Genomic DNA, 23,682 nt, shown 5'->3' with positions numbered 1-23,682 from the left:
CGCGTCCGAGCGGGCACGCGGGGTGAGCCCTTCGCCCTGGTGGCGGCAGACCGCCGATACGGCACGCGTAACCGAGCGTGATCCGGGCAGGCGCCGCCCGAGAGGTGCATCATGCGCAGAAAACTGATCATCATGACAGGCGCCCCGGTGCTGGCCGGGGTGCTGGCGCTGTCACCGCTCGCCCACGCGAGCGCCGTCGCAGCGGACAAACCCACCTACACCATCGGGTTCCAGGGCCCGCTGACCGGCCCCAACGCCCAGCTCGGGATCAACATCGACTGGGGCGTCAAACTCGCCGTGCAGCAGGCCAACGCCAAGGGCGACCTGCCGTTCACGCTCAAGGTCAAGGAAGCCGACGACCAGGGCGATCCCGCCAAGGGGCCGACCGCGGCCCAGCAGCTCATCGGCGACAGCAGCGTCATCGGCGTGGTCGGGCCCACCTTCTCCGGGGCCACCAAGGCCGCCCAGCCGCTGTTCACCCAGGCGAACCTCGCCTCGGTGAGCGCCTCGGCGACCGCCTCGACGCTCACCGACCCGGCCAACGGCTTCAAGACCTTCTTCCGGGTCGTCCCGCCGGACGCGGTGCAGGGCGTCGCGGCCGCCGACTACCTCGCCAAGGTGGTCATGGCGAAGTCCGTCTACGTGCTCGACGACAAGTCCGACTACGGCGTCGGCCTCGCCGGGAACATCAAGAACCAGCTGGCGGCCGACGGCACGCAGGTGATCAGCGACAGTGTCGCCGCCGGGACCAACGACTACTCGGCGGTCGCGACCAAGATCGCCAACTCCGGTGCGCAGGCGGTCTACTACGCCGGCTACTACGCCGACGCGGCCCCGCTCGCCAAGTCGCTGCAGAACACCTCGTTCACCGGCAAGGCGATGTCCGGCGACGGCACCAACGACCCCAAGTTCATCCAGCTCGCCGGGCCCGCCAGCGAGGGCTGGCAGATGACCTGTCCGTGCCTGTCGGCGGCGGCCTCCGCCGACCCGGCGGCCAAGCAGTTCGTCAACGACTACACCGCGCTCGCCCACCAGCCCCCGGGCACCTACTCGCCGGAGGGCTTCGACGTCGCCAACACCTACATCCAGGTGCTGAGGTCGCTCGGCTCGGACGTCAACCGCCAGAAGGTCGTCGAGGGCCTGCGGACCGTGGACCACCAGGGCCTGACCAAGGAGATCAGGTTCCAGCCCAACGGTGAGGTCACCGAGAAGACCATCTACGTCTACGAGGTCAAGAACGGCCAGATCACCGAGCTCGGCACCGTCGACAAGCTGATCGCCGGCTGACCCGCGCCGCCCATGTGCCTCACCGACCACTTCTGGCAGTTCCTGGTTCCCGGGGTCACCCTGGGCGCCCTCTACGCGCTGATCGCGATCGGCTACACCCTGGTGTACGGGGTACTGCAGCTGATCAACTTCGCGCACAGCGAGGTGTTCATGACCGGCGGGTTCGCCGGCCTGTTCATCGCGCAGGCGCTCACCACCCCGGGAACCACGCCGCACGGCGCCCAGTCCGTCCTGTTCACGCTGGCCGGACTGCTCGGCGGCGCGGCGTTCGGGGCCGCCGTCGCCTTCCTCCTGGAGCGCGTCGCATACCGCCCGCTGCGGCGGCGCGGCGCGCCCCGGCTGGTCTACCTGATCACCGCGATCGGCGCCTCGCTGTTCCTGTTCAACCTGGCCGGGAAGCTGTTCGGCCGCGACCGCACCGACGTCCCCGCGCTGTACGCCAACCGGGTGGTGTTCACCCTGTTCGGCGCCCAGGTGCGGGTGCAGCAGCTGGTGATCATCGGCACCGCGGTCGTCATGATGGTGCTGCTGGACCGGGTGGTGAACCGCACCCGGCTCGGCTCCGGCATCCGCGCCGTGGCCCAGGACGCCCAGACCGCCAGCCTGATGGGTGTCAACATCGACCGGGTCATCTCGCAGACCTTCGTGATCGGCGGGCTGCTCGGCGGCGCCGCCGGCTTCCTCTTCGGCACCTACCTCAACGTGCACTACCAGATGGGGTTCCTGCCCGGCATCAAGGCGTTCGCGGCCGCGGTGCTCGGCGGGATCGGCAACATCCGCGGCGCCATGATCGGCGGACTGCTGCTCGGCGTGGTGGAGAGCGTCAGCCAGTCCTGCATGTCCAGCCAGTGGATCGACGTGGTCGCCTTCGTGGTGCTGATCCTGGTGCTGATGTTCCGCCCGACCGGCATCCTCGGCCGGGGCCTGGGGCGGGCGGCATGAACGCCGGCCCGCCCCCGGTCCCCGTCCGGCGCCGGCGCCGGGTCCCCCCGCCGCTGGTCCGGCTGGCCGGCTGGCTCGCCGCCGGGGCGCTGCTGACCGTGCTCACCTCGACCGCCGAGGGCACGCCCACCGACCACCTGCTGGTGCTGCGCGAGGCGTTCGGCTCCACCGCCCTGCTCTGGTGGCTCGCCGCCGCCGGCGTCCTGTGGGCGGTGCTGGAGGTCTGGCGCGCCCGCGACGCCGGACCGGCCCTCGCCCGGCAGACCGCCGGGGTGCGCGCCGGCTGGCAGCGGATCGCCGAACGGCCGCTCAACCGGCGGCTGTTCCTGCTCGCCGCGGCGGTCGCGGCGATCGTCCTGCCACGGTTCGCCGGCGAGTTCTACCAGCGCGTCCTGGTGGACCAGGTCGCGGTGTTCGTGCTGCTCGCCGTCGGCCTCAACGTCGTGGTCGGCTGGGCCGGCCTGCTCGACCTGGGCTATGTGGCCTTCTTCGCGATCGGCGCCTACACCTGCGCCTTCTTCACCCGGGCGCTGCCGGTGAAGCCGCCGTTCGCCCTCAACCCCTTCGTCATCCTGCCGATCGCGGTCGCCGTCTGCCTGGTCGCCGGGCTGCTGCTCGGGGCGCCGACGCTGCGGCTGCGCGGCGACTACCTGGCCATCGTCACCCTCGGCTTCCACGAGATCGTCCAGCTGTTCCTGGTCAACAAGGACACCTGGACCGGCGGCAACCAGGGCGCCGGCGGCATCCCGCACTTCTCGATCCACCTCGACGGCGTGCACTACGCGTGGGGGCTGGACTCGCTGCCGTACTGGTACCTGTTCATCGGCATGCTGGCCGTGGTGCTGTTCCTGTTCAGCCGTCTGGAGCACTCCAAGGTCGGGCGCGCCTGGACCGCCGTGCGCGAGGACGAGGTCGCCGCGGCCGCCACCGGCGTGCCCACCGTGCGGTACAAGCTGATGGCCTTCGCGATCGGCGCCTCGGTCTCCGGCCTGTCCGGCGTCCTCTACGCCTCCCGGATCGGCTACATCAACCCGGCCAGCTTCCCGGTGGTGCTGTCGATCAGCGTGCTCTCCTACGTGATCTTCGGCGGGATGGGCTCCCTGATCGGGGTGGTGGTCGGCGCGGCGCTGCTGACCTTCCTGCCCGCCGTCTTCCAGGAGCAGGAGCTCGTCCGCCAGGAGGACATCCCGATCTGGATCGGCGGGATCCTGGTGGTGATGATGATCTTCCGGTCGCAGGGCCTGATCCCCTCGCGCCGCCGCCGGCGCGAACTCGGCCTGGCCGCCCAGGGCATCGCCGACGCCGACGCGATGTCCGAGAGCCCCGAGGGGAGGACCTGATGGCCACCGCGGCGGACGCCCCGCACCGCGGCGAACCGCCCGCCGGCCCGCTGCTGGCCGTGCGCGGGGTCACCCTGCGGTTCGGCGGCCTCACCAGCCTCAACCGGGTCGACCTCACCGCGGACCGGGGCGAGATCCTCGCCGTCATCGGCCCCAACGGCGCCGGGAAGACCTCGCTGTTCAACTGTCTGACGGGCGTCTACACCCCGCAGGAGGGCACCATCGCCTTCGCCCCGCCCACCGCCGAGCGCCCCGTCCACCTGGTCGGCGGCCCCGCGCGGCGGCGGCGCGGACGCAAGCCGCACGTGGTGAACCGGGCCGGCATCGCCCGCACCTTCCAGAACATCCGGCTGTTCGCCGCGCTGTCCGCGTACGAGAACGTCAAGGTCGCCGCCGAGACCAGGCAGCGCACCGGGCCCGTCGGCGCCATGCTGCGCCTGCCGCACGCCCGTGCCAACGAGCGGTCCAGCGACGCCGCCACCAGCGCCCTGCTGGACTTCACCGGACTGCTCGCGGTCGCCGACGAGACGGCCTCATCGCTCCCGTACGGCGTGCAGCGGCGGCTGGAGATCGCCCGGGCGCTCGCCACCGAGCCGGCACTGCTCCTGCTGGACGAGCCGGCGGCGGGCACCAACCCGACCGAGAAGCGCGAGCTGGAGCAGCTGATCCGGCGGATCAACGGCGACCTCGGGGTGACGGTGCTGCTGATCGAGCACGACATGCGGCTGGTGATGTCGGTCGCGGACCGGGTGACGGTGCTCAACTTCGGCCGGGTGATCGCCGAGGGACGGCCGGCCGAGGTGCAGCGGGACCCGGCGGTCGTCGAGGCGTACCTGGGCACCCCGGGGCCGGACGAGGGGCCGGAGGAGGAGCCGTGACCACCGCGGAGCAGGAGCCGGTCCCGGTGCTGGAGCTGCGCGGCCTGCATGTCGCGTACGGCGCGATCGAGGCGCTGAAGGGCATCGACCTGGTGGTCGAGGAGGGCGAGGTGGTCACCCTGCTGGGCGCCAACGGGGCCGGCAAGACCACCACCTTGCAGGCGGTCTCGGGCCTGCTGCGGCCCCGGCAGGGCGAGATCCGCTTCCGCGGCGCGCGGGTGGACGGCGTCCCGCCGCACGAGGTGGTGGGCCTGGGGATCGGGCACGCGCCCGAGGGACGGCGGGTGTTCCCGGCGATGACCGTCCGGGAGAACCTCGACATGGGCGCCTACCGCTTCCGCCGCACTCCGAAAGAGGACCTCGACCGGGTCTTCGACCTGTTCCCGGTGCTGGCCGAGCGGCGCGGCCAGGAGGCCGGCACGCTGTCCGGCGGCGAGCAGCAGATGCTCGCCATCGGGCGCGCGCTGATGGGGCGGCCCGGGCTGCTGCTGCTGGACGAGCCGTCGATGGGCCTGGCGCCGCTCATCGTCACCCAGATCTTCGACATCGTCCGGGAGATCAACGGCCAGGGGACGACCGTGCTGCTGGTCGAGCAGAACGCCGCCCAGGCGCTCAGGCTCGCCGACCGCGGCTACGTCCTGGAGACCGGGTCGATCGTGATGAGCGCCCCGGCGGCCGAGCTGCTGGACGATCCGCGGGTGCGCGCCGCCTACCTCGGCGAGACGGCGGACTGAGCGGGGCACGCACCGGGTGTCGGGCTCAGGTGACCGGTTCCGGGGCCGGCCCCGGGCCGGGCAGCGGTCCCGGGTGCGGGCGCGGGTCCGGACGGGGAGCGGGCGGGGGCAGCGGATCGGGCTCCGGCTGCGGCGGGGCGGGCGGCACCGGGTCGGGCCCGCCCGGTCCGGGCACCGGCCCGGGCAGCGGACCGGGTCCCGGCCCCGGTCCCGGCCCGGGCGCCGGGGTGGGACTGGGCGGTACGGGGTCGTTCGGCGGTGTTCCCACGGCGGGTCGCTCCTCTCGCGTGTCCGTCGCGGACGCGGCTACCCCGCCTGCCACCGCCGACACCCAGCGGCGGCGGACGCTACGGCGCGTGCTCGCGGAGCTCCCGGACGGCCTGGTGGTGGAGCGCGGCGAGCATCGCGGCGACGGCGGCCGTCACCGGGGTGCCGCCGGTGCGGCGCTCGGCCCAGCGCCAGTCGCCGTCCGGGTTGACCTCCAGGAAGACCGGGGCCCCGGCACCGAGCAGGAAGTCGAACGCGCCGTAGCGCAGGTCCAGCGCCGCCGCCAGGGTGCGGGTCGCGGCGGCGGCCTCGGGCGGCGGCGCGGGCAGCGCGCGCACGTCGAGCCGCTCGGGGGCGGTCCAGGGGACGGCGGGGTCCGCCTTGCCGACCTCGTAGGCGTGCAGCCGCCCGGCGACGAAGTAGACCCGCAGCTCGGCCCGGTGCTCGACGTACTCCTGGACGAGCACCGGCGGGCCGGGACGCGGGCCTCCGGCCAGCGCGGCGCGGTCCAGGACGGTGGGGAAGATCCCGTACAGCCGGCCCGGCGCCGGCTCGACGAAGTGGTGGTGCGCCGCCTTGACGACCACCCGCGGCCCGTCGAACGCGTCGCGGACCAGGTGCGGGTCGGTGGTCAGCACGGTGCGCGGGACGGCGACGCCGTGCCGCCGGGCGAGCCGGAGCTGGGCGAGCACGCCGGGGCGGTCGGGGCGGATCGCCGTGCCGGAGAGTTCCGCCAGCTGCCCGGCCGCCGCCTGCCAGGAGTCGCGCAGGAAGGCGGTGCGGGCGGTGCCGGGGCAACCGTCGGTGACGGCGGAGGGCGCGAAGTGGCGGATCCAGGTCACGGTGGGTGCCAGCGGACGCCCGTTCAGACGGACGGCGCGGCCATCGGCGGTCACGGTGAGCGAGGTGGCGGCGAGCTCCTCGGCGTTCAGACGGGCGGTGCGGACGCCCGCGCCGGCGAGCAGCCGCACGACCGGTTCGAGGTCGGTGTCACAGGCCCGGCTGAGCAGCAGCACGCACGGGTCCGTACCCGGCCTGGCGTCGAACACCCGCTCCGGGTCATCGAGTTGGGCGAGGAAGGGCGAGCTCTCAGACATCGGTGTCGACGGTGGCGAGCAGGTCGTCGGCCATCGCCAGCAGCTTGCCGACGGTGGCCGCCACCTGCGCGGGGGCGGCGGGCAGCCGGTCGGCGACGCGCTGCAGCACCGCCAGGTCGAAGGCCGGCGGCTCGGCGGGGACCGGCGCCGGCACGACCGAGCGGAGCACCAGCAGGAGTTCCAGCACCGTCGCCATCTCGGTGGCCAGCAGCCCGAGCGAGGCCAGGTCGCCGAGGTCGCAGCGCGGCCGGCTGTCGCGGTCCAGCACCGACAGCACGCCGATGCAGTCGCCGTCGCAGATCAGCGGCGCGGCCATGATGCCGCGCGGCACGTAGCCGGTGGACTCGGCGGCCGAGCGGGCGAACTGCGGGCTCTGCGCCACGTCGTCCACCACCACCGGCTGGCCCGTCATCAGCGCCCAGCCGGCGATGCCGGTGCCGGCCGGGAAGCGGGTGCCCAGCAGGTGGTGCTCGCCCTCCCCCGCGACCGCCTCGAACACGAGGTCGCCGTCGGCCTCGTCCACCAGCAGCACGGAGGCCGCGGCGGCGCCGAACACGCTGCGCGCGACCTCCACGATCGACTGGAGCAGTCGGCGCCGGCGGATCTCGGCACTCTCCAACGGGTCAGTCGGCACGCGCGCCTCCATCGGGTACGGCCACGTTCTCGGCGGCCAGGTAGAGGACGGACTTGAGCTGGAAGGGGGTGAGCGAGCGGTGCTTGCCGAGGATGAGCGCGCAGATGCCCGCGATGTGCGGGGTGGCGAAGCTGTTCCCGGTGGAGAGCAGCTGCCGGCCGCCGGGGCCCGCCACCGGGACCCGCACACCGCGGGCGTAGAACTCCACCGGCGGTGACGGGTTGTAGTAGTAGGTCATCGGGTCGGGGCTGTCGTGGCTGGCCACCGAGATGACCGAGGCGAACGGCCACGGGTAGCTGCGCACCGGCATGTTGTGCGCGGAGGCGACGATCACGCAGCGCCGGAAGTAGGCGGAGTCGGCGAGGTCGCGCAGGGCGTCGCAGAACTCGGCCTTGGTGGTCGACAGGCTGAGGTTGATGACGTCGTAGCCCTCCTCGATCGCCCAGGTGAGCCCGGCGAGCAGGGCGGCGCCGCTGCCGTGCCGGCCGCCGGACAGCACCCGGACCGAGGTGAGCGCGGCGGCGGGGGCGATGGAGCGGATGACGCTGGCGCAGGCGGTGCCGTGGCCGGCGGTGTCGCCGGGCTCGGTGGGGACCACGGCGAGGGTGCCGTCCTCGGCGCGGACCACGTCCATCGCCCGGTCGAGGCCGCCGACCAGCGGGTGGTCGGCATCGATGCCGCTGTCGAGGACGCAGACCCGTACGCCGGAGCCGTCCGAGCCGCCCCAGGCCCACTCCTGGGTGAGGTGGCCGCCGAGCGGGCTGATGTCGAAGGGCTCCTGCGGGACGGTCGAGACCGGCAGGCTCCAGGCGGGCACGCCCGGGAAGTGGTCGCGGGCGGGGCGGCGCCAGGGCGGGAGGTGGAGGTCGGTCATCGGCCGTCGCCCCCGTCCGTCGGCTCGGCCCTGCCCGCTGGACCCGGGGCGGCCGGGGCGGCCGCCGTCTCCGCGGCGAGCCAGGCGCGGACCCGTCCGGCGGGCAGGATGGCGCCCTTGGCCTCGAACATCCGCAACGCCTCGGTCCCTTCAGCCGTCGCCCGCCCGGCCCGGCCGGCCGCCCGGAGCACGATCGCCCGGTCGAGGAGCGTCTCCCCGACCAGGCAGGGGTCGTCGCAGCCCGCGCTCAGCGCCCGCGCCTCCTCGGCCGCGGCCAGCGCCTCGGTGTGGCGGCCCCGGGCGGAGGCGATCCGGCCGCGCAGGGCGGCGGCGCCCAGCCGGGCGCGCGGGTTGCCACCGCCGGCCGCGTCGTCGCCGGCGTCCAGCAGGTCCAGGGCCGTGGCGGCGGCGCCGGTGCGGCCCTGGGCGAACAGCTCGCGGGCGATCGCGACCTCGGTGGTCCGGGTCTCCGGCGCGTGCTCGGCGGCGCGCAGCACGCCGAGGCTCTGCCGGTAGCGCGCCTCGGCGGTCTCGTGGGCGCCGGCCAGCGACTCGACGAAGCCCGCGGCGTCCAGCACCACCGCGTCCGCGAGGTCGGCGTGCACGTCGTGCGAGCAGGCGAGCGCCTCGGCGAGGGTGCGCCGGGCACCGGCCACGTCGCCCGCCAGCGCCTCCAGGTGGGCGCGGGCGACGAGCACCGGGATCAGCAGCGAGCGGTTGGCGGCGAAGCGGCGGCCGAGCAGGGCGCACAGCTCCAGTGAGGCGGCCACCGGGGTGGGCGTCCACTGGGCCAACTCGCAGACCGCGCAGAGCAGCCGGTCCTCCTCGTAGCCGTCGCCCAGGGCCCGGGCACGGGCCAGGGCGAGGCGGAAGGAGCGCTCGGCGGAGGCGGTGCGCTCGGCGGCGAGTTCGAGGTGGGCGCGCAGCTGGTGCAGCCGGCACCAGCTGAGGTCGTCGCCCGGGTCGTTCTCCAGCCGCTCGGTGAGGCGCCGCGCGTCGGCGGCGACCTCGGCGGGCGCGGCGAGGCCGAGCCGCAGGGTGACGATGCCGTGCTGGATCGCGCGGACGGCCGCGGCGCGGGGGTCGTCGGGCAGCGCGGCCTCGGCGGCGGCGAGCGCGGCACGGCAGCGGGCCTCGTCCTGCAGCCAGATCCCGGCGTCGCAGACGTGCAGCGCGAGCGCGGTGTGCGCCGGGTCGCCGGCCGGAAGCAACGCCCTTCCCCGTTCCAGGAGTTGGACGGCGGCGGGGAGGTCCTTGCGGGCCAGCGCGCGCATCCCCTCGGCGATCAGGGTGCCCGCCGCCGGTCCGGCCAGGGCGGGCAACCTCGGGTCGCCGGGCCGCAGTTGGCGACGGAGCAGGGTGGTGGCCTCGACGTGGTAGGCGACGGCCATCGGGTCCGGCGGCCGCTCGTGGGAGAGCCGCTCGGCGAGGAAGTCGTGCCAGCGTTCGCGGCGGGTCTTCGGGGTGAACTCGTAGGCGGTGTCGCGCAGCAGGGCCTGGGCGAAGCGGTAGGTGCCGGCCGGGCCGGGTTCGAAGACCCGGCGGCGGGCGAGCCGGGCGGTCGCCTCGTCGGCGGCGGGCGGGGCGGTGCCGTCGGCCTCGGCCATCGCCCGCAGCTGGGCGCGGGTGAACTCGCGCCCGACGACGGCGGCGAGTTCCAGCAGGCCCCGTTCGGTGCCGGGGAGCCGGTCGAGCCGGGCGCCGAGCAGGGCCTGCACGGTGGGCGGCACCTGGGTACCGGGGGCGGTCTCGGCGAAGACGTCCATCAGCTGTTCGGCGAAGAGCGGGTTGCCGTCGCACAGGGTGATGACCCGGCCGGTCAGCTCCCGGTCCTCGTGGCCCCGGTCCTCCTGCGGGTGGACGTCGCCGCGCAGGGCCAGGCTGCCGACCAGGGCGGCGGTCTGTTCCCCGGTCATCGGCCCGAGGTCGACGGTGACGGCGTCCGGCGTGCCGGCGCCCCAGCCCGCGCGCGTCTCGAACAGCTCGGGGCGGGCGACGCAGAGCAGCAGCACGGGGACGTCGCGCAGCCAGGTGGCGATCTCCTCGACGAGGTCGAGCAGCGTCGACTCGGCCCAGTGCAGGTCCTCCCAGACCAGGATCACCGGGCGGGAGCGGCCGAGCACCGCCAGCAGGTGGCGCACGGCCCAGGCGATGTCCGCGACGCCGACCGGCGCCGGGGCGTGCCCGCCCGGTCCGGCCGGGGCCGGGACGGTGGTGGGGACGGGAACGGACTCGGCGACGGCGGCGAGGGTGCGGGCGGCGAGGCGCCGGGTGCGGGCCGGCTCGCCGTCGTCCTCCGCCGCGCCGCCCTCCCCCGCGAGCAGCCGGGCGAGGGCGGGCCGGCCGCCGGGCAGCGAGTCGAGCATCTCGGCGAGCGGTCGGTAGGTGATGCCCCGGCCGTACGCGGAGCAGCGGCCGGACAGCACGACGGCCTCGCCGTCCGGCAGCCCGGCGAGGAATTCGCGGACCAGCCGTGACTTGCCGATGCCGGGCGCGCCGACGACGGTGGCGAGCCGGACCTGCCGCCGTTCGCGGGCCTGCCGGTAGCCGTGGGCGAGTTGCGCCAGCTCCTCGGCACGGCCGATGAACGGGGTGAGCGGGGCGGGCCGGTCGGCCGCCGCCCCGGGGGCGGTGATCCGCCAGGCGGGCACGGGGCGGGACTTGCCCTTGAGCGCCAGCGGTTCGACGGACTCGATGCCGACGTGGGCGCGCACCATGGCGGCGGTGTCCGCGCAGACCAGCACCTCGCCCGGCCGGGCGGCCGTCTGCAGCCGGGCGGCGGTGTTGACGGAGTCCCCGACGACCCGGAAGTCGTCCCCGGGCCGGGTGATCACCACGACGTTGCCGGTGCAGATGCCGGCCCGGGCCTCCAGCCGCACCTGGTACGCGGCGGCGAGTTCGGCGGTGAGGCCGGCCAGCGCGTCGAGCGCTCCGGTGGCGGCGCGGACGGCGCGCAGCGCGTCGTCCTCGTGCGCGACGGTGGCACCGAACGCGGCGAGGATCGCGTCCCCGATGAACTTCTCGACCACGCCGCCGTGTTCGGCGATGCGGGCGCCGCAGCTCGCGAAGTAGCGGTCCATCACGCGGCGCAGCGGTTCGGGGTCGAGGCGTTCGGCGAGGGTGGTCGAGCCGACGATGTCGAGGAAGAGCATGGACACCTTGCGGCGCGACTCGTGGGGCTCGGGCGGCAGGGCGGCGGCCGCGAGCGGCGCGCCGCAGCTGGCGCAGAACCGGTCCGCCTCGGCGGTGCGGCGTCCGCACGCGGCGCAGCTCACGGCCGGCCCTCCAGGGTCGGTTCGGCGGGTTCGGCGGGTTCGGCGGTGTCCCCGGCCGGCCCGGCGGTCTTCGGGGCCGGGGCGGTGTCGGCGGCGGGCAGCGCGATCCGGGCGTAGACGCCGGCGAGCACGATCAGCAGGCCGGACACCGCGAAGATGGTGTCGATCGGCCCGAACCGCAGCCCGGCCGCCGAGCCCGAGAAGTCCCGCAGCCCGCTGCCCGCCAGCCAGCCGGAGAGCACCGCCGTGAGCATCGCCGCGAGCCGGGTGACCGGGTAGAACACCGCGACCACCCGGCCCCGGAACTCCTGCGGGGTGGCGGCCAGCAGCAGCGGCGCCATGGCCGTGTTCAGCATGGTGATCGGCACGATGAAGACGAACAGCAGGGTCAGCGCGGCCGGGAAGCCGGTCTGCCGCGAGTACAGCACCAGCAGGGCGCCGCTGGCCATCAGCCCGATCCAGGTGGTCCGCCGGGCGCCGATCCACTGCACCACCCGGCCGGCGGCGAGCGCGCCGGCGATGCCGCCGATGCCCATCGCCATGCCCAGGTAGCCGTACACCTCGGCGGAGGCGTGCAGGTTCCGGGTGACGAAGAAGACGTTGAGGGTGCTGAGCGCGCCGGTGCCGAGCTGGCCGATCACGGTGAGCAGCAGCAGGGCGACCAGGAAGCGGTTGCGGCCGAAGAAGCGCAGTCCGGCGGTGAAGTCCTGGAACAGGCCGGGCCGTTCGGCGGCCTTGGCGGGCGGCTTCGGGGCGGCCGGAACGACCGGCGTCAGGTCCGCGCCCCGGATGGCGAGGTAGGAGACCAGGTAGGAGAGCGCGTTGAACAGCAGCGCCCACTGCAGGCCGACGGTGAACAGCAGCGGCGCGGCGAGCGGCGGGCCGATGATCCAGGCGGTCTGCCCGGTCGCCTGGGCGAGGCCGGCCGCCCGGGCGCGGTCGGCCTCGTCGGTGACCAGCTCCGCGATGACCGAGAACCGGGCGGGGGTGAAGAACTGGCTGGCCGCGTTGAGCACCAGCACCGTGGCGTAGACGAGGCCGAGCCAGACGCCCGCCGGCAGGTCCTCGGCCGGGACGAAGGAGACCGCGGTCAGGGCCGCCACCAGCAGGCCGCGCAGCACCTCGGTGCCGAGCATGGTGGCGCGCTTGTCCCAGCGGTCGACGAAGACGCCCGCGAGCGGGCCGACGAACATCACGGCGGCGCTGGTCGCGAGGACGACGCCGCTGACGGCCTGCGGCCCCCAGGACTTGCCCTCGGCCAGCACGGTGGCCACCCACAGGACGAGCGTGGTGCTGAACACCGCGTCGCCGACGGAGGAGACCGCCTGGCCGAACCAGAGCCGGGTGTAGGTGGGGCTGATGAGGGTCGGCCGGAGCCTGGCGAGGGCGCTCATCCGGCGGCCGCCGCTCCGCGGGTCTCCGCCGTTCCGCGGGTGTCCGCCGTTCCGCGGGTGTCCGCCGGACCGGGTGTGCCCGCCGGACCGGGTGTGCCCGCCGGACCGGGTGTGCCCGCCGCTCCCAGCAGCAGTGTCATCAGGGCCGTCACCAGGGTGGTGTGGTAGGCCGTGGCGAAGTACGCGGCGGGCGGGTCGGCGGCGCTCGCGCGGGTGGCGGCGGAGCGACCGGGCAGGGAACCGTCCGGGCGCTGGGCGCGGGCCAGGCAGTCGACGGCGGCGGCGCCCTCGGGCGTGCCCAGGGCGTCCAGGCCGAGGCAGACCTGGGTCATGACCAGTTCGGCGGCGAGGTCCCACCAGTCGTGCCGGACGCAGTGCTCCAGCAACCGGGCGACCAGGTCGGCGGCGGCGGCCACGGCGCCCTCGGGCAGGCCGGGGCCGGTGCGGGCGAAGTCGCTGAGGTAGAAGCTGGAGTGGGTGAGCGCGTACGCCTCGGGGACGGTGACGGGCGGTTCGTCGGCGCGGACGGCGACCCCGACCCGGCGGTCGCGGCGGGCCGCCCGGGCGAGGGCGGTGGCGGGCAGTTCGACGAGGACGTTGCGCTCGGCGAGGTCCGCGTAGGGCTCGACGGTGTGCGCCACGCCCGCCTTGTCGGCGTAGTAGCGCAGTTCCAGGCGCTGGTAGGGCGAGCGCCCGGCCGGGGAGAGGTCGGCCGGGGTGAGCCGGGCGAGGTCGGCCCGGCAGGGCGCGTCCTCCGTCCCGGCGGGGGCCAGCGCGGCGCAGGCGAGCCGGTACTGGGCCGCGGCGCGCGGGTCGGCCGCGAGCAGGCGCGGGAAGCCGGGGTGGCGCCAGATCGCGCGGAGCCGGGCGGTGGCCTCGGTGCGGCGCGGGTCGGCGCCCTCGTCGAGACGGGTCCAGCAGTGGGAGAGCAGGGCGAGTTCCAGCGCGGCCTTGGCCGGGCGGTGCGCGCCGCCGGGCTCGGCGGGCGGCCGCCCGGACGCCGGGCCGGGGGCCGCGAACGGGTCGAAGCGGTCGAGCCGGCGGCCGAGCCAGCCGAGGGTGCCGGCGGAGAGCCGGCGCAGCCCGTGGCTGCTGTGCGGGTCGGATGCCGTGGTCACAGGCGCCCCGTCTCGTCCAGGTAGTCGAGCAGCGCGGCGTCCACCGTGTCGTGGAAGGCGGCCAGGGTGCGCCGGTCGTCCTCGCGCCGGTAGAGGTCCTCGCAGCCGACCCAGCGGTCCCGGGTGTGGGCGGCGGGCAGGTAGCCGGCGGTGACGGTGCCGACCTCCCAGTCCGGCTTGCCCGCCGTCTCCCAGCAGCTGGCCAGTGTGCCGTCGGCGCTCACTACCGCGCCGTAGCGGCCGTCGCCGTGGCCGCAGGTGGCGCACGGCCGGTGGGCCTGCGGGCGGGCGACGGTGAAGCCGGCGTCGAGCGCCCGGCGCTGCCAGCGGGTGAACCGGTCGGACAGCTCGCGGGTGTGCCGCAGGTCGTTGCCGTAGCCGACGCCGACATCGCCGACCTGGGCGAAGTACAGGGTGCAGCGGGCCGGGTCGAGGGCGCCGGCGAGCCGGTCGATCAGCGCCTCCACGCCCAGGTGGGTCTCCTGGGAGACGTTGACCCGCAGCTGCCAGCGCAGCGGGGAGGCCTCGGAGGCGCGGGCGAGGTTGCCGACGATGGCGTCGAAGGTCCCGCCGCCCTCGGTGCGCCGGATCCGGATCCGGTCGTGGTCGGGGCGGTCGCCGTCGAAGGTGACCTGGACGGAGCGCAGTCCGCGCTCGGCGAGCCGTTCGGCCAGCGCGGGGGTGAGCAGGGTGGCGTTGGAGATCATCCAGGCGGAGGCGAGGCCGTGGTCGGCGGCCCGTTCGAGCAGTTCCAGGCAGCCGCGCGGGTTGAGCAGCGGCTCGCCGCCGAACAGCAGGATGCGCAGCTGCTCCAGGCCGGCGTCGGCCATCCGCCGCCGGGTGAAGTCGAGGATGTCGGTGATGGTGCGCGAGGTGAGGCGCTTGCGGGCGATCCGGGGCGGGCGGCTGCCGCCGTCCTCGTCCTGGCCGGTGTTCTGGAAGCAGTAGCCGCAGCCGAGGTTGCAGTGGGTGCTGGTGAGGACGGTCAGCGCGTAGCTGCGCGGAGCCGGGGCGGTCAGCAGGCCGTGTTCGCGCAGCCGGCGCTCGGTGCCGGGCCGCAGCGCGCCGTCGGCGGTCAACTGGCCCGGGCGCAGCCGGGCGAGGCCGCCGCCGGGGCCGAGGAACCACCAGTTGCGCTCGCCCTGGAGGAGGCGGACGCCGCCCTCCGCGGCGGTCGGCGCCGGGCTCACCGGGCACCGCCCGGCGCCGGGACGGCCGCCCCGCGGTGCAGCAGGACCACCGTCGCCAGGGCCACCACCAGGGTGGACTGGTAGGAGGCGCGGAAGAACGCGACGGGGCTCGCGTCCGGGCCGGTCCGGTCGGCGGCGGAGCGGCCGGGCACGGCGCCCTCGGGCGTCTGGACCTCGGCGAGCAGCCGCAGGCCGGCCGCGCCGGACGGGGTGCTGAGCGGGTCGAGTCCCAGGCAGTGCTGGGCGAGCAGGAGCTTGCCGGTGAGGTCCCACTCGCCGCGCCGCACGCACCGCTCGGTGAGGCGGCAGACCCGGTCGCGGGCGTGCGCGAGGTCGGCGGCGTCCAGGCCGGGGTCACGGAAGCCGAAGTCGGCGAGGTGGAAGACGGTGTGGGTCACGTTGCAGACGTCCAGCTCGTCGATCGGCCGCCCGTCGGTGTGGCCGGCCAGGCGGCTGATCCGGTAGAGCTCCGGATAGTCGGCCAACCGGTGGGGCACGCGGGCCAGTTCGGCGTAGTAGCGGGTCTCCAGGTGGAGGTAGGGCGACTTGCGGCGCGGGGTCAGGAAGTCGCCCGCCACCGCCTCGGCGAGGACCGCGCGGTGCGGGCCGCCGGCGGGGAGACCGGCGGGGGCGAGCGCGCCGTGCATCAGCTGGAACTGCCGGGCGTAGCGCGGCTCGACGGTGAGCAGACGCGGGTGGTCGGGGCTGCGCCAGACCTGGTCGACGGTGGCGGCGACCCCGGCCAGGTCGGGGTCCGCCGGGTCGGCCCCGGCCCAGGCGCGGTGCAGCAGGGCGAGTTGCAGCAGCGCCTTCACCCGGGGGGTCACCGGCAGTTCGGCACGACCTGACGGCTCGTCAAGATAGCCGCAGTGCAGGCCGATCCACCGCCGCGCTCCCGCCGAGAGGCTCGTGACGGCCGCGAGGTCCGGTTCGGCTGGTCGCGTACCCATGGTTCTCCCTTGAGGTTGCGGGCTGCTGGGCGGTCTGCTCGACGAGGTCGGCGGCGCGCCGGGCGCTCCCGGCCTCGGCCTCGGCGAGGCGGTGGCCGAGGCGGCGGGCGCGGGCGCGCAGCCGCTCGTCCCGCCAGGCCGCGTCGAGCGGCGCGGCCGGGTCCGGTGACGGCGTGCGCGGCAGGTGGACGGCGGCCCCGGCACGCAGCAGCGCGCCGGAGAGCACCGGCTGCTCGGAGCCGTTGGGGGTGACGCCCAGGGGGCGGCCGCGCAGAAGGGCGCCGAGGACGGGGGCGGAGGTGCCGGCGGTCATGACCAGGCCGGCGCGTTCGACCAGTGGTCCCAGCCAGGGCTTGCGGACGAGCAGGATGTCGGCGTCCGGATCGGGCCGTGCCTCCCCGGTGCGGCCCTGTTCCACCACGGCCTGGTAACGGCCGCCGGTGAAGGTCGCGTTGAGGCGGGGCCAGGGGGTTCCGCCGCCGAAGAAGCGGCCGAGGTGGACGTAGACGACGGGCTTGCCGGTGCGGGCCAACGCGGTGTCCACGGCGGCGAGTTCGGCCGGGTCGGCGGCGGGTTCCCAGGCGAGCGGGCCGACATGGTGCACCCGGGCCGGCAACTCGGCTCCCGGGTACTCGAGTTCGGGGGTGCCTCGGAGCAGCAGCGCGTCGCCGAGCAGCACGGAGTCGTCGGACGCCGCACCGTGGGCGCCGCGGCGGCCGAGGCCGGCCTGCTCGCGGGTGGCGGCGTACAGCGCCAGGGTCTCGCGGGTCCGGTTCTCCCGGGTGCGCCCGTACTGCGGCTCGTCGGCGCCGCCGGAGCGGTAGGTCCACAGGTGGATCGAGAGCCCGAGCACCACCACCGGGACGTCCAGCACCTCGGCGGCGAGCAGCGCGCCGTTGCAGAGCACCGAGGTCAGCAGCAGGTCGGCGCCGGCCTGCCGGGCGGCGCGCACGGTGGCCCGGTACTGCGCGAGCCCGGTGACGCCCCAGCGGGCCGCGTCGAAGGCCCGCTCGCCGCCGAACTCCTCCGCCGCCGCGAACGGCAGGCCGGCCTCGGCCGCGAACGGTGCGGCGGCGGCGCGGCCGAGCACCGAGACCCGGTGGCCGCGGCGCCGCAGTTCGCGCCCGGCGGCGAGCGCCGGGTACAGGTAGCCGCCGTCGCTGAGCGGGCAGAGCAGGATGTTCACGGGGCCTCCGGGCGGGGCGGGGTTCCGGCGGACGGGGCTGCTCGGTCGGGGTGCCGGACGGGAGGCGAGCGGGCCACCCGGCCGCCGGCGGTGGGGCCGGGGGCCGGGTGGCCCGCTCAGGCGTCAGGACGCCACGTCCCTACGGACCGCGTCAGAGCGCCGCGCTGTTGTTGATGATGCAGATGTCCTCGACGAGGCCGTCCTCCTCGATGCCGTGCGCGACCACGTCGACATCCTCGTCCTCGGCCTCGGTCGGCTCCGGGTTGATGGACTCGGGCATGGTGTCCTCCCTCTGCAGTGCGGCGTCCGCTACGCCGGCCCGGGGCCACCGTAGGGAGCCCCGGTATGGCGGTGCTTCACCGGCGGTTCGATTTCGGTATGACGGTCGGTCGACCACCGTTCAGCGGTGGCGTACCGGCACCCGCTCGGCGGCCCGGGCGGCCCGCTCCCGGGCGTACGCGTAGAGCAGCGCCGGCATCGCGAAGCGCACGGTGCCGGCGGCGCCGTCCGCGCCGGCGGGGCCTTCCGCGCCGGCGACGGTGAGCAGGCTGGCCTCCAGGAGGTCCTCCAGGGTCCGGGCCGCCGCCCCCGGGTCGCAGTCCAGCACCGTCGCGGCCTGCTCCGGGGTGAACACCGGGTGGGCGAGCAGCCCGAGCCGCAGCACTGCCCGGTGCCCGGCCTCCGGCAGCTCCCCCACCGACCCGGCCAGCCGCACCCGCACCAGCGGGTCGCCGCCGCACAGTTCGTCCAGCAGGGCGCGTCCGCCGGTCAGCCGCGCGCCGTACTCGCTCAGCGGTACGTGCCGCAGGAAGGCCAGGCGGTCGGCGACCAGCCGCACCCCGAGCGGCAGCAGCCCGGCGGCCCGGACGATCCGGGCGGCGGAGTCGCGGTCCGCCTCGACCCGGTCCGCGCCGATCGTCCGCCCGAGGAACTCCACCGCCTCGTCCACCGCGAAGGGCGGCAGCGAGAACCGGTGGGCGCCCTCCAGGCCGATCAGCCGGGGCCGGGCGGTGACCACCACGGCGCTCTCCCCGGCCTCCGGCAGCAGCGGCCGGACCTCCGACTCACGGCGGGCGTCGTCGACGACCACCAGGGCGCGGCGGCCGGTCAGCCACAGCTGCCAGGCCCAGCGCGGGTCGGAGCGGCCCGCCGGGCCGGGCGGTGCGCCGCCGTGCCCGGCGGCGGCCAGCAGGTGGCGCAGCACGTCCTCCAGCGGGCGCAGCCGGCCGTCGTCGCCGCGCAGCCGTACGAACAGCCGGCCGTCCGGGAACCGCTCGCCGAGCCGGTGCGCGGTGTGCACGGCGAGCGCGGTCTTCCCGGCGCCGAGCGGGCCGGTCAGCACGGCGAGCCGGCCGGCGTCGCCGGTGAGCACGTCGGCCAGGCGGCGCACGACGGCCGCGCGGCCGGTGAACGCGGGCGGGTCGGGGGGCAGCCGGTGCGGGGGCGCCCCGCCCTCGGCGGGTCCGGCAGGCGCCGCGGGTCCGGCCGGGGCGGCGGGCCGGGGCAGGACGGGGCCCGCGTCGCAGAGCAGCGCGCGGTAGAAGCGGGCCAGCGCCGGGCTGGGCGGCAGGCCGAGTTCCTGGGCGAGCAGCTGGCGCAGCTCGTCGTAGACGGCGAGCGCCTCGGAGCGCCGCCCGGCCTGGCACAGCGCGGTCATCTGCAGCATCCGCAGCCGCTCGCGCAGGGGGTGGCGCTGGGCGGTCTCGGTGGCCCGCTCGATCGCCTCCGCCCCGCGCCCGGCGGCGAGTTCGGCGTCCAGCCAGTCCTCGAACACGCCGAGGAAGCGGCGGTCCAGGCGCTGCGCGGCCGCGTCGATCAGCGGGACGTCCCGGAAGCCGTCCAGCGCCGGGCCGCGCCACAGCCCCAGCGCCCCGGCGAGCTCCCCGGCGCGGGCCCGCCGCTCGAAGCGGAGCGCGTCGAGGCCGTCCTCGGCGGTGTGCAGGACGTAGCCGCCGGCCTGGTGGCTGATCCGCACGGCCGGCGCGGCGGGCTCCGCGGTGCCCGCCGGCTCGGCCCCCACCAGCCGGCGCAGGCCGCAGACGTACACCTGGAGGTTCTTGCGGGCGGTGCGCGGCGGCGCGTCGTCCCAGAGCGCCTCGACGAGGACGTCGGCCGACAGCCGGGTATTCGCGTGGGACAGCAGTGCCGCCAGGAGGATCTGTTGTTTCCGTGATCCGGCGTCGCGTTCCCGGCCGTTCTCCAGCACGCGGAGCGGGCCGAGAATCCCGAATCCCACCGCCATCTCACGCCAACTTGATGACGAAGGAATGCCCTTCCACCTCGGCGTCCGAAACGGCGTCCAGCCGCTGTTTCACGGAATTGAGGACGGCCACCTCGTCCTCGGTGAGCCGGGACAGCACGTCCCGCTGCTCCAGGGTCAGCAGGTCGACCGGGTTGCCCGCCTGCCGGAGGGCGGCGAGGGCGTCGAAGGTCATGGTCCCCTCCTTCTCGGGTGCCAGATCATCATCACCGCCGCCCGGGGGCCCGTCCATGAGACCTTTGGGCCAGGAATCGCCGCCGGCCGCCGGCGCGGGGGCGGACGCCGTGAGAATCAGCGCGAGCAGTCCCGCCTGCAGTCTTGACCGGAGTCCCAGTTTCGCCAGAATGGCGGTGACGAACCGTTTGACGGTGCGTTCGCTGATATGGAGTTCGTAGGCTATCGAGCGGTTGTCGTATCCGAGGCCCAGCAGGTGCAGCACGGCCCGCTCGCGCGGGGTCAGCGCCCCGGTCAGCGGCAGCGCGGCCGCCGTCGGCCGCGGCGACAGCCCCGGCACGCGGGGCGTACCGCAGGCCGGACACACCGGATCCCCACCACCCATCGACAGAATCCCCCCTCGGGCGACACCTCACTGCGGTGCCCTCATGCTGACGCCGGCACCGGACACCGGCAAGAGGGTGGACACGCCCTGAACATGCCATCCCCGGACCGGTTGCGCTGTCGGTCCCGGCGGGTAGCGTGCCCGCATGTCCGCACTGATCGCCGCCATCACCGAGCACGCCGAGGCCGCCCGCTTCCTGGCCTGGCCGGGCGACTTCGACCTCGACCGCGCCGACCACGGCGAGGAGGTGCACCTCGCCTCCGGGGCGGCACTGGAGGGCTTCGCCGGGGACGGGGCCGGCGGCACCTTCTTCTTCTGCGGCGACGGGGGCGAGGAGCGGCCGGTCCTGTACGCCGACTCCGAGGGCCAGGCGGCCCTGGTCGCGACCGGGCTGCCGGAACTGCTGCGGCTGCTGCTGGTCGCGCCCTGGTGGCGGGACTGCCCCGGGTTCTCCGCGGCGGAGAGCGCGCGGGCGGGCGCCGACTACCGGGAGGACCTGCCCGACCTGCCGCTCCGGCGCGACCGGGCGGCCGCCGCGCTCGGCCTGGTACTGCCGACCGAGGCCGAGGTCCTGGCGCGGCTGCGGGAGGTCGTCACGGGCGCCGGCGAGGAGTTCGTGCTGATCCTCACGCCGGAGGGCTCGCCGTACGAGCCGCTCTTCGCCGGCTGACGGCCGGCGGCGTTCCCGTCAGTGCCGGTCGCCCTCGGGGCCGGCGTCCGGGGCGGCGTCGGCCAGGGCGTCCAGCACCGGGCGGATCAGCGGGTGGCCGTCGGCGCCGGCCCGGACGGCGGCGAAGACCCGGCGGGTGGCGAGCGCGCTGTCGACGGGGCGGACGGCGACCCGGGCCAGGTCGACGCCGAGCAGCGCCGAGCGCGGCACCAGCGCCACGCCCGCACCGGCGGAGGCGAGGGCGACGACGGCGCGGAAATCGTCCGAGGAGTGCACCAGGCGCGGCTGGAACCCGGCGTGCTCGCAGGCCAGCAGCACCACGTCGTGGCACGGGTTGCCCGGGTAGGGGCCGATCCACGGTTCACCGGCCAGGTCGGCCACCGCGATCGGGCCCTCGCCGGCGGCCAGCGGGTGGGTGAGCGGCAGTACCGCCTCGAACGGTTCCGCGTAGAGCGCGACCCGGGTGAGGCGGGCGTCGTCGGCGCGCGGGGCGCCCCGGTACTCGACCGCCACCGCGAGGTCGGCGCGACCGTCGAGGACCATCGGCAGGCTGGCGTCGCCCTCGGCGTCGAGCACCTTCAGCCGGACGCCGGGGGCGCGCGCGGCCAGGGTGCCGATGGCCGGGGCGAGGACCAGCGAGATGCCGGTGGCGAAGGAGGCGACGGTGACCTCGCCGGAGACGCCCTCGCTGTAGGCGGCGAGGTCGGCCTCGGCGCGTTCGAGCTGGGCGAGCACGGCGTCGGCGTGGCCGAGCAGGATCTCCCCGGCGGCGGTGAGCCGCACGCCCCGGCCCTCGCGGGCCAGCAGGTGGTGACCGGTCTCCTGCTCCAGCGCGGCGAGCTGCTGCGAGACGGCGGAGGGGGTGAGGTAGAGCGCGGCCGCCGCGGCGGTCACCGTCCGGTGGTCCGCCACCGCTCGCAGGGTCCGCAGCCGTCTCGCGTCGATCACAGGCCAATTCTGCCAGCGCCCGTGGGCCTGCCGGGGCGGGGGTGACGAACCGGTGAAGGCGAGGGGGCCGGAGCAGGAAGTCGGACCGGCCGACTTCCTGCTCCGCGGCATTGCGGAGGGCTACTCCGGTGGGCTGTTCCGGCGGAGGGTCGAGGCGGCGGGGCCCGCCACCCGCGCGGCCGGGGCGGGCGGTCCGGGCGGCGCCGGTTCGCGGTCGGTGAGCAGGCGGCCGGTGAGCAGGAACGCCACCAGGCAGCCGGCCAGCAGCACCGCCGCACCGCCGACCGCGTCCAGCACCCAGTGGTTGGCGGTGGCGACCACCACCAGGAAGGTGGCCACCGGGTACAGCACCGCCGCCACCCGCAGCCACGGCGACCGGACGGTGGTGAGGACCACCAGCGCGCACCAGGCCGCCCAGCCGATGTGCAGCGAGGGCATCGCCGCGTACTGGTTGGTGAGCGCCGTCAGCGCGCCGAGCGGGGACTCGCCGGGGGTACCGCCCGGCTCCTCGTGCAGGCCGGTCCCGGGCACCAGCCGGGGCGGCGCGAGCGGGTAGCCCCAGAAGCCGAGCAGCGCCAGGCCGGTGGCGGCGAACAGCACGGTGCGGGCGGTGCGGTAGCGGGCCGGGTGGCGGACGTAGAGCCAGACCAGCACGGCCAGCGGGACGGTGACGTGCAGCACCCGGTAGTACTCCTGGGCGAGGTCGCGCACCCAGTCGCCGGCTCGCAGCGTCCAGCCGTTGAGGGCGGGTTCGACGTCCAGGTGGAGGCTCCGCTCCAGCCGGTAGAGGCGCCGGGCGTGGTCGGTGGCGTCGGCGACCCGGTTCGGGGCGGCGTTGCGGATGGAGGTGTAGACGGCGTAGCCGACCTGGATGAGCAGGAGTTCCAGGAGGGGGTTGGGCCGGGAGAGCGGGCGCAGCCGGGCGGGCAGCAGCGGGAAGCGCGGCGGGCCCAGGTGCCGGAGCGGGCCGGTGCGCCGGGGCGGGGGCGGGCCGGGGGCGCGGTGCAACCGCCAGAGCGGGTCGCTGCGGCGGCGGAACGGCAGCGCGGTCGCGGCGGCGAGCGCCAGCAATACGGGGGTCTCGCGGAGCAGCCGGCTGCTGACCGGCTCGACGCCGGGGTCGAGGAGGGTGGCGGGCAGCAGGGCGGCGGTGACGGCGAACATCGGCCACAGGGCGCGGTCCTCGGGGCGGCGGCCGAGCCGGCCGGTGGCGGCGAGCAGCAGCCAGCCGAGGTCGGCGGGGCCGGTGACGGGGGCGACGGCCACGGTGGCGCAGCCGACCACGCCGACCGCGAGCAGCGGCTGACCGTCGGCGTCGAGGGCGCGGGCGCGGCGCAGCGCGAGCACCGCGACGACGGCGGCCACGGCGAGCCGGAGGGCGAGCAGCAGTCCGTGCGGGCCGAGCGGACCGAGCGGACCGGGGCCGGTGAACCCGTACCGGAGACGGACGAGGAGGTACAGGGCCACGGCGGTGGCGGCGGCGGTCAGCGCGGACCGGGCCCGCAGCAGCGGGGCGAACAGCAGCGCGACGGGGTCCAGCGCGGCGGCCGCGCCGAGCGCCAGTCCGCCCGCGCGCCGGGGCAGCACCTCCAGCAGCACCAGCGCGACGACGGCCACCCCGAGGACGGCGTCCACCGGGCTCCCCCGCAGTTCGGTGCCGATCAGCAGCGCCGCCGCACCGACCGGCCCGGCCACCGCCGGCGCCGGCACCCCGGGCGGCGGCCACCGGGCCAGCACCGCGCCGATCAGCACCACGGCGCCCAGCGCGACCACCACCAGCACGGGCCGCCGCCCGACGCTCCACGTCACCACCCCACAGGCCGTCACCGCCGCACCCCAGCAGACCACCGTCCCCACACCCCACGGCCTGCTCCCCGCCATCCCGCTCCTCTCCTTCCCGCCGACTCTCGGCGCCCGTCCACCCGCCCGCACCCCGGGCAGAGCCACCCGGGTGGCACGACGGGAGTGCGGGGGGGTGGGCGAGAAACCGCCCGGGTGGCACGACAGGGGTGCCGGGGGTGGGCGGAAAACCGCCCGGGTGGCACGACAGGGGTGCCGGGGGTGGGCGGAAAACCGCCC

General features: G+C 75.9%; 20 protein-coding genes. 6 read left to right on the top strand and 14 right to left on the bottom strand.

Features of this window, described 5'->3' with window-relative positions; all coding sequences use genetic code 11:
- Window positions 1-132: 132 nt before the first annotated feature.
- The 5 genes from ABTX81_RS29360 to ABTX81_RS29340 are packed head-to-tail and all read left to right on the top strand — an operon-like array spanning window position 133 to window position 5,181.
- The gene (locus ABTX81_RS29360) at window positions 133-1,287 is read left to right on the top strand and encodes a branched-chain amino acid ABC transporter substrate-binding protein (protein WP_350551665.1); all 1,155 of its coding nucleotides are present in this window, start codon (window positions 133-135) and stop codon (window positions 1,285-1,287) included.
- Between the two features lie 12 nt (window positions 1,288-1,299).
- On the top strand, window positions 1,300-2,229 hold the full coding sequence (locus ABTX81_RS29355) for a branched-chain amino acid ABC transporter permease (RefSeq protein ID WP_350551662.1): 930 nt from the start codon (window positions 1,300-1,302) through the stop codon (window positions 2,227-2,229).
- Entirely contained in the window at window positions 2,226-3,569 is a 1,344-nt protein-coding gene (locus ABTX81_RS29350; RefSeq protein WP_350551659.1) for a branched-chain amino acid ABC transporter permease, read from the top strand. The genes ABTX81_RS29355 and ABTX81_RS29350 overlap by 4 nt, the downstream gene beginning before the upstream one ends.
- Window positions 3,569-4,447, top strand: coding sequence for an ABC transporter ATP-binding protein (locus ABTX81_RS29345; RefSeq protein ID WP_350551656.1), 879 nt, complete (start codon window positions 3,569-3,571; stop codon window positions 4,445-4,447). Before ABTX81_RS29350 ends, ABTX81_RS29345 begins: the two co-directional genes overlap by 1 nt.
- Window positions 4,444-5,181 (top strand): ABC transporter ATP-binding protein, encoded by a 738-nt coding sequence (locus ABTX81_RS29340; RefSeq protein ID WP_350551653.1) that lies wholly within the window; start codon window positions 4,444-4,446, stop codon window positions 5,179-5,181. Before ABTX81_RS29345 ends, ABTX81_RS29340 begins: the two co-directional genes overlap by 4 nt.
- A 347-nt stretch (window positions 5,182-5,528) precedes the next feature.
- On the opposite strand, the gene ABTX81_RS29335 is transcribed toward ABTX81_RS29340, so the two are convergent.
- The 12 genes from ABTX81_RS29335 to ABTX81_RS29280 all read right to left on the bottom strand — a co-directional run bounded on the left by ABTX81_RS29335 (window position 5,529) and on the right by ABTX81_RS29280 (window position 19,940).
- The gene (locus tag ABTX81_RS29335) at window positions 5,529-6,545 is read right to left on the bottom strand and encodes an ATP-grasp domain-containing protein (protein WP_350551651.1); all 1,017 of its coding nucleotides are present in this window, start codon (window positions 6,543-6,545) and stop codon (window positions 5,529-5,531) included.
- A complete protein-coding gene (locus tag ABTX81_RS29330; RefSeq protein ID WP_350551649.1) occupies window positions 6,538-7,179 on the bottom strand; it encodes a GAF domain-containing protein in 642 nt (213 codons plus the stop codon). The genes ABTX81_RS29335 and ABTX81_RS29330 overlap by 8 nt, the downstream gene beginning before the upstream one ends.
- Window positions 7,169-8,053, bottom strand: a complete 885-nt coding sequence (locus tag ABTX81_RS29325) for a S8 family serine peptidase (protein WP_350551647.1) — start codon at window positions 8,051-8,053, stop codon at window positions 7,169-7,171. The genes ABTX81_RS29330 and ABTX81_RS29325 overlap by 11 nt, the downstream gene beginning before the upstream one ends.
- The gene (locus tag ABTX81_RS29320; RefSeq protein WP_350551645.1) at window positions 8,050-11,328 is read right to left on the bottom strand and encodes an AAA family ATPase; all 3,279 of its coding nucleotides are present in this window, start codon (window positions 11,326-11,328) and stop codon (window positions 8,050-8,052) included. The genes ABTX81_RS29325 and ABTX81_RS29320 overlap by 4 nt, the downstream gene beginning before the upstream one ends.
- Window positions 11,325-12,722: an MFS transporter gene (locus ABTX81_RS29315; protein ID WP_350551642.1), complete on the bottom strand. Its 1,398-nt coding sequence runs from the start codon at window positions 12,720-12,722 to the stop codon at window positions 11,325-11,327. Before ABTX81_RS29315 ends, ABTX81_RS29320 begins: the two co-directional genes overlap by 4 nt.
- Window positions 12,719-13,840: a DUF6895 family protein gene (locus ABTX81_RS29310; RefSeq protein ID WP_350551639.1), complete on the bottom strand. Its 1,122-nt coding sequence runs from the start codon at window positions 13,838-13,840 to the stop codon at window positions 12,719-12,721. Before ABTX81_RS29310 ends, ABTX81_RS29315 begins: the two co-directional genes overlap by 4 nt.
- The gene (locus ABTX81_RS29305) at window positions 13,837-15,030 is read right to left on the bottom strand and encodes a radical SAM protein (protein ID WP_350551637.1); all 1,194 of its coding nucleotides are present in this window, start codon (window positions 15,028-15,030) and stop codon (window positions 13,837-13,839) included. Before ABTX81_RS29305 ends, ABTX81_RS29310 begins: the two co-directional genes overlap by 4 nt.
- Window positions 15,027-15,980 carry a DUF6895 family protein gene (locus ABTX81_RS29300; protein ID WP_502892887.1) on the bottom strand — a complete coding sequence of 318 codons (954 nt, stop codon included), beginning with the start codon at window positions 15,978-15,980 and terminating at the stop codon, window positions 15,027-15,029. Before ABTX81_RS29300 ends, ABTX81_RS29305 begins: the two co-directional genes overlap by 4 nt.
- Entirely contained in the window at window positions 15,886-17,166 is a 1,281-nt protein-coding gene (locus ABTX81_RS29295) for a glycosyltransferase (RefSeq protein WP_350551631.1), read from the bottom strand. The genes ABTX81_RS29300 and ABTX81_RS29295 overlap by 95 nt, the downstream gene beginning before the upstream one ends.
- A gap of 151 nt (window positions 17,167-17,317) precedes the next feature.
- Complete coding sequence (locus ABTX81_RS29290; protein WP_350551628.1) at window positions 17,318-17,446, bottom strand: hypothetical protein; 129 nt, start codon at window positions 17,444-17,446, stop codon at window positions 17,318-17,320.
- 120 nt (window positions 17,447-17,566) lie between these two features.
- The gene (locus tag ABTX81_RS29285) at window positions 17,567-19,408 is read right to left on the bottom strand and encodes an AfsR/SARP family transcriptional regulator (protein ID WP_350551625.1); all 1,842 of its coding nucleotides are present in this window, start codon (window positions 19,406-19,408) and stop codon (window positions 17,567-17,569) included.
- Window position 19,409: 1 nt separating this feature from the next.
- On the bottom strand, window positions 19,410-19,940 hold the full coding sequence (locus ABTX81_RS29280) for a helix-turn-helix domain-containing protein (protein ID WP_350551622.1): 531 nt from the start codon (window positions 19,938-19,940) through the stop codon (window positions 19,410-19,412).
- Window positions 19,941-20,130: 190 nt separating this feature from the next.
- On the opposite strand from ABTX81_RS29280, the gene ABTX81_RS29275 reads away from it, so the two are divergent.
- Window positions 20,131-20,655 (top strand): hypothetical protein, encoded by a 525-nt coding sequence (locus ABTX81_RS29275; RefSeq protein WP_350551619.1) that lies wholly within the window; start codon window positions 20,131-20,133, stop codon window positions 20,653-20,655.
- Between the two features lie 18 nt (window positions 20,656-20,673).
- Here ABTX81_RS29275 and ABTX81_RS29270 read toward each other — a convergent pair whose 3' ends face one another.
- Both ABTX81_RS29270 and ABTX81_RS29265 read right to left on the bottom strand, forming a co-directional pair.
- On the bottom strand, window positions 20,674-21,603 hold the full coding sequence (locus ABTX81_RS29270) for a LysR family transcriptional regulator (RefSeq protein WP_350551616.1): 930 nt from the start codon (window positions 21,601-21,603) through the stop codon (window positions 20,674-20,676).
- Window positions 21,604-21,723: 120 nt separating this feature from the next.
- Window positions 21,724-23,484, bottom strand: coding sequence for a phosphatase PAP2 family protein (locus ABTX81_RS29265; protein WP_350551614.1), 1,761 nt, complete (start codon window positions 23,482-23,484; stop codon window positions 21,724-21,726).
- Window positions 23,485-23,682: the final 198 nt, after the last annotated feature.

Origin of the sequence: Kitasatospora sp. NPDC097605, from assembly GCF_040302725.1 — a bacterium.
In the GTDB taxonomy this organism is placed as follows: Bacteria; Actinomycetota; Actinomycetes; order Streptomycetales; family Streptomycetaceae; genus Kitasatospora.
The sequence above is the reverse complement of the archived record's forward strand: the minus strand, read 5'-3'. Positions and strand labels throughout refer to the sequence as shown.

Bases quoted from the DNA above. Each gene is read 5' to 3' on its own strand.
- ABTX81_RS29290 (WP_350551628.1), bottom strand. From the start codon at position 17,446: ATGCCCGAGTCCATCAACCCGGAGCCGACCGAGGCCGAGGACGAGGAT.
- ABTX81_RS29345 (WP_350551656.1), top strand. From the start codon at position 3,569: ATGGCCACCGCGGCGGACGCCCCGCACCGCGGCGAACCGCCCGCCGGC.
- ABTX81_RS29350 (WP_350551659.1), top strand. From the start codon at position 2,226: ATGAACGCCGGCCCGCCCCCGGTCCCCGTCCGGCGCCGGCGCCGGGTC.
- ABTX81_RS29335 (WP_350551651.1), bottom strand. From the start codon at position 6,545: ATGTCTGAGAGCTCGCCCTTCCTCGCCCAACTCGATGACCCGGAGCGG.
- ABTX81_RS29275 (WP_350551619.1), top strand. From the start codon at position 20,131: ATGTCCGCACTGATCGCCGCCATCACCGAGCACGCCGAGGCCGCCCGC.
- ABTX81_RS29285 (WP_350551625.1), bottom strand. From the start codon at position 19,408: ATGGCGGTGGGATTCGGGATTCTCGGCCCGCTCCGCGTGCTGGAGAAC.
- ABTX81_RS29300 (WP_502892887.1), bottom strand. From the start codon at position 15,980: ATGGGTACGCGACCAGCCGAACCGGACCTCGCGGCCGTCACGAGCCTC.
- ABTX81_RS29265 (WP_350551614.1), bottom strand. From the start codon at position 23,484: ATGGCGGGGAGCAGGCCGTGGGGTGTGGGGACGGTGGTCTGCTGGGGT.
- ABTX81_RS29355 (WP_350551662.1), top strand. From the start codon at position 1,300: ATGTGCCTCACCGACCACTTCTGGCAGTTCCTGGTTCCCGGGGTCACC.
- ABTX81_RS29315 (WP_350551642.1), bottom strand. From the start codon at position 12,722: ATGAGCGCCCTCGCCAGGCTCCGGCCGACCCTCATCAGCCCCACCTAC.
- ABTX81_RS29360 (WP_350551665.1), top strand. From the start codon at position 133: ATGACAGGCGCCCCGGTGCTGGCCGGGGTGCTGGCGCTGTCACCGCTC.
- ABTX81_RS29325 (WP_350551647.1), bottom strand. From the start codon at position 8,053: ATGACCGACCTCCACCTCCCGCCCTGGCGCCGCCCCGCCCGCGACCAC.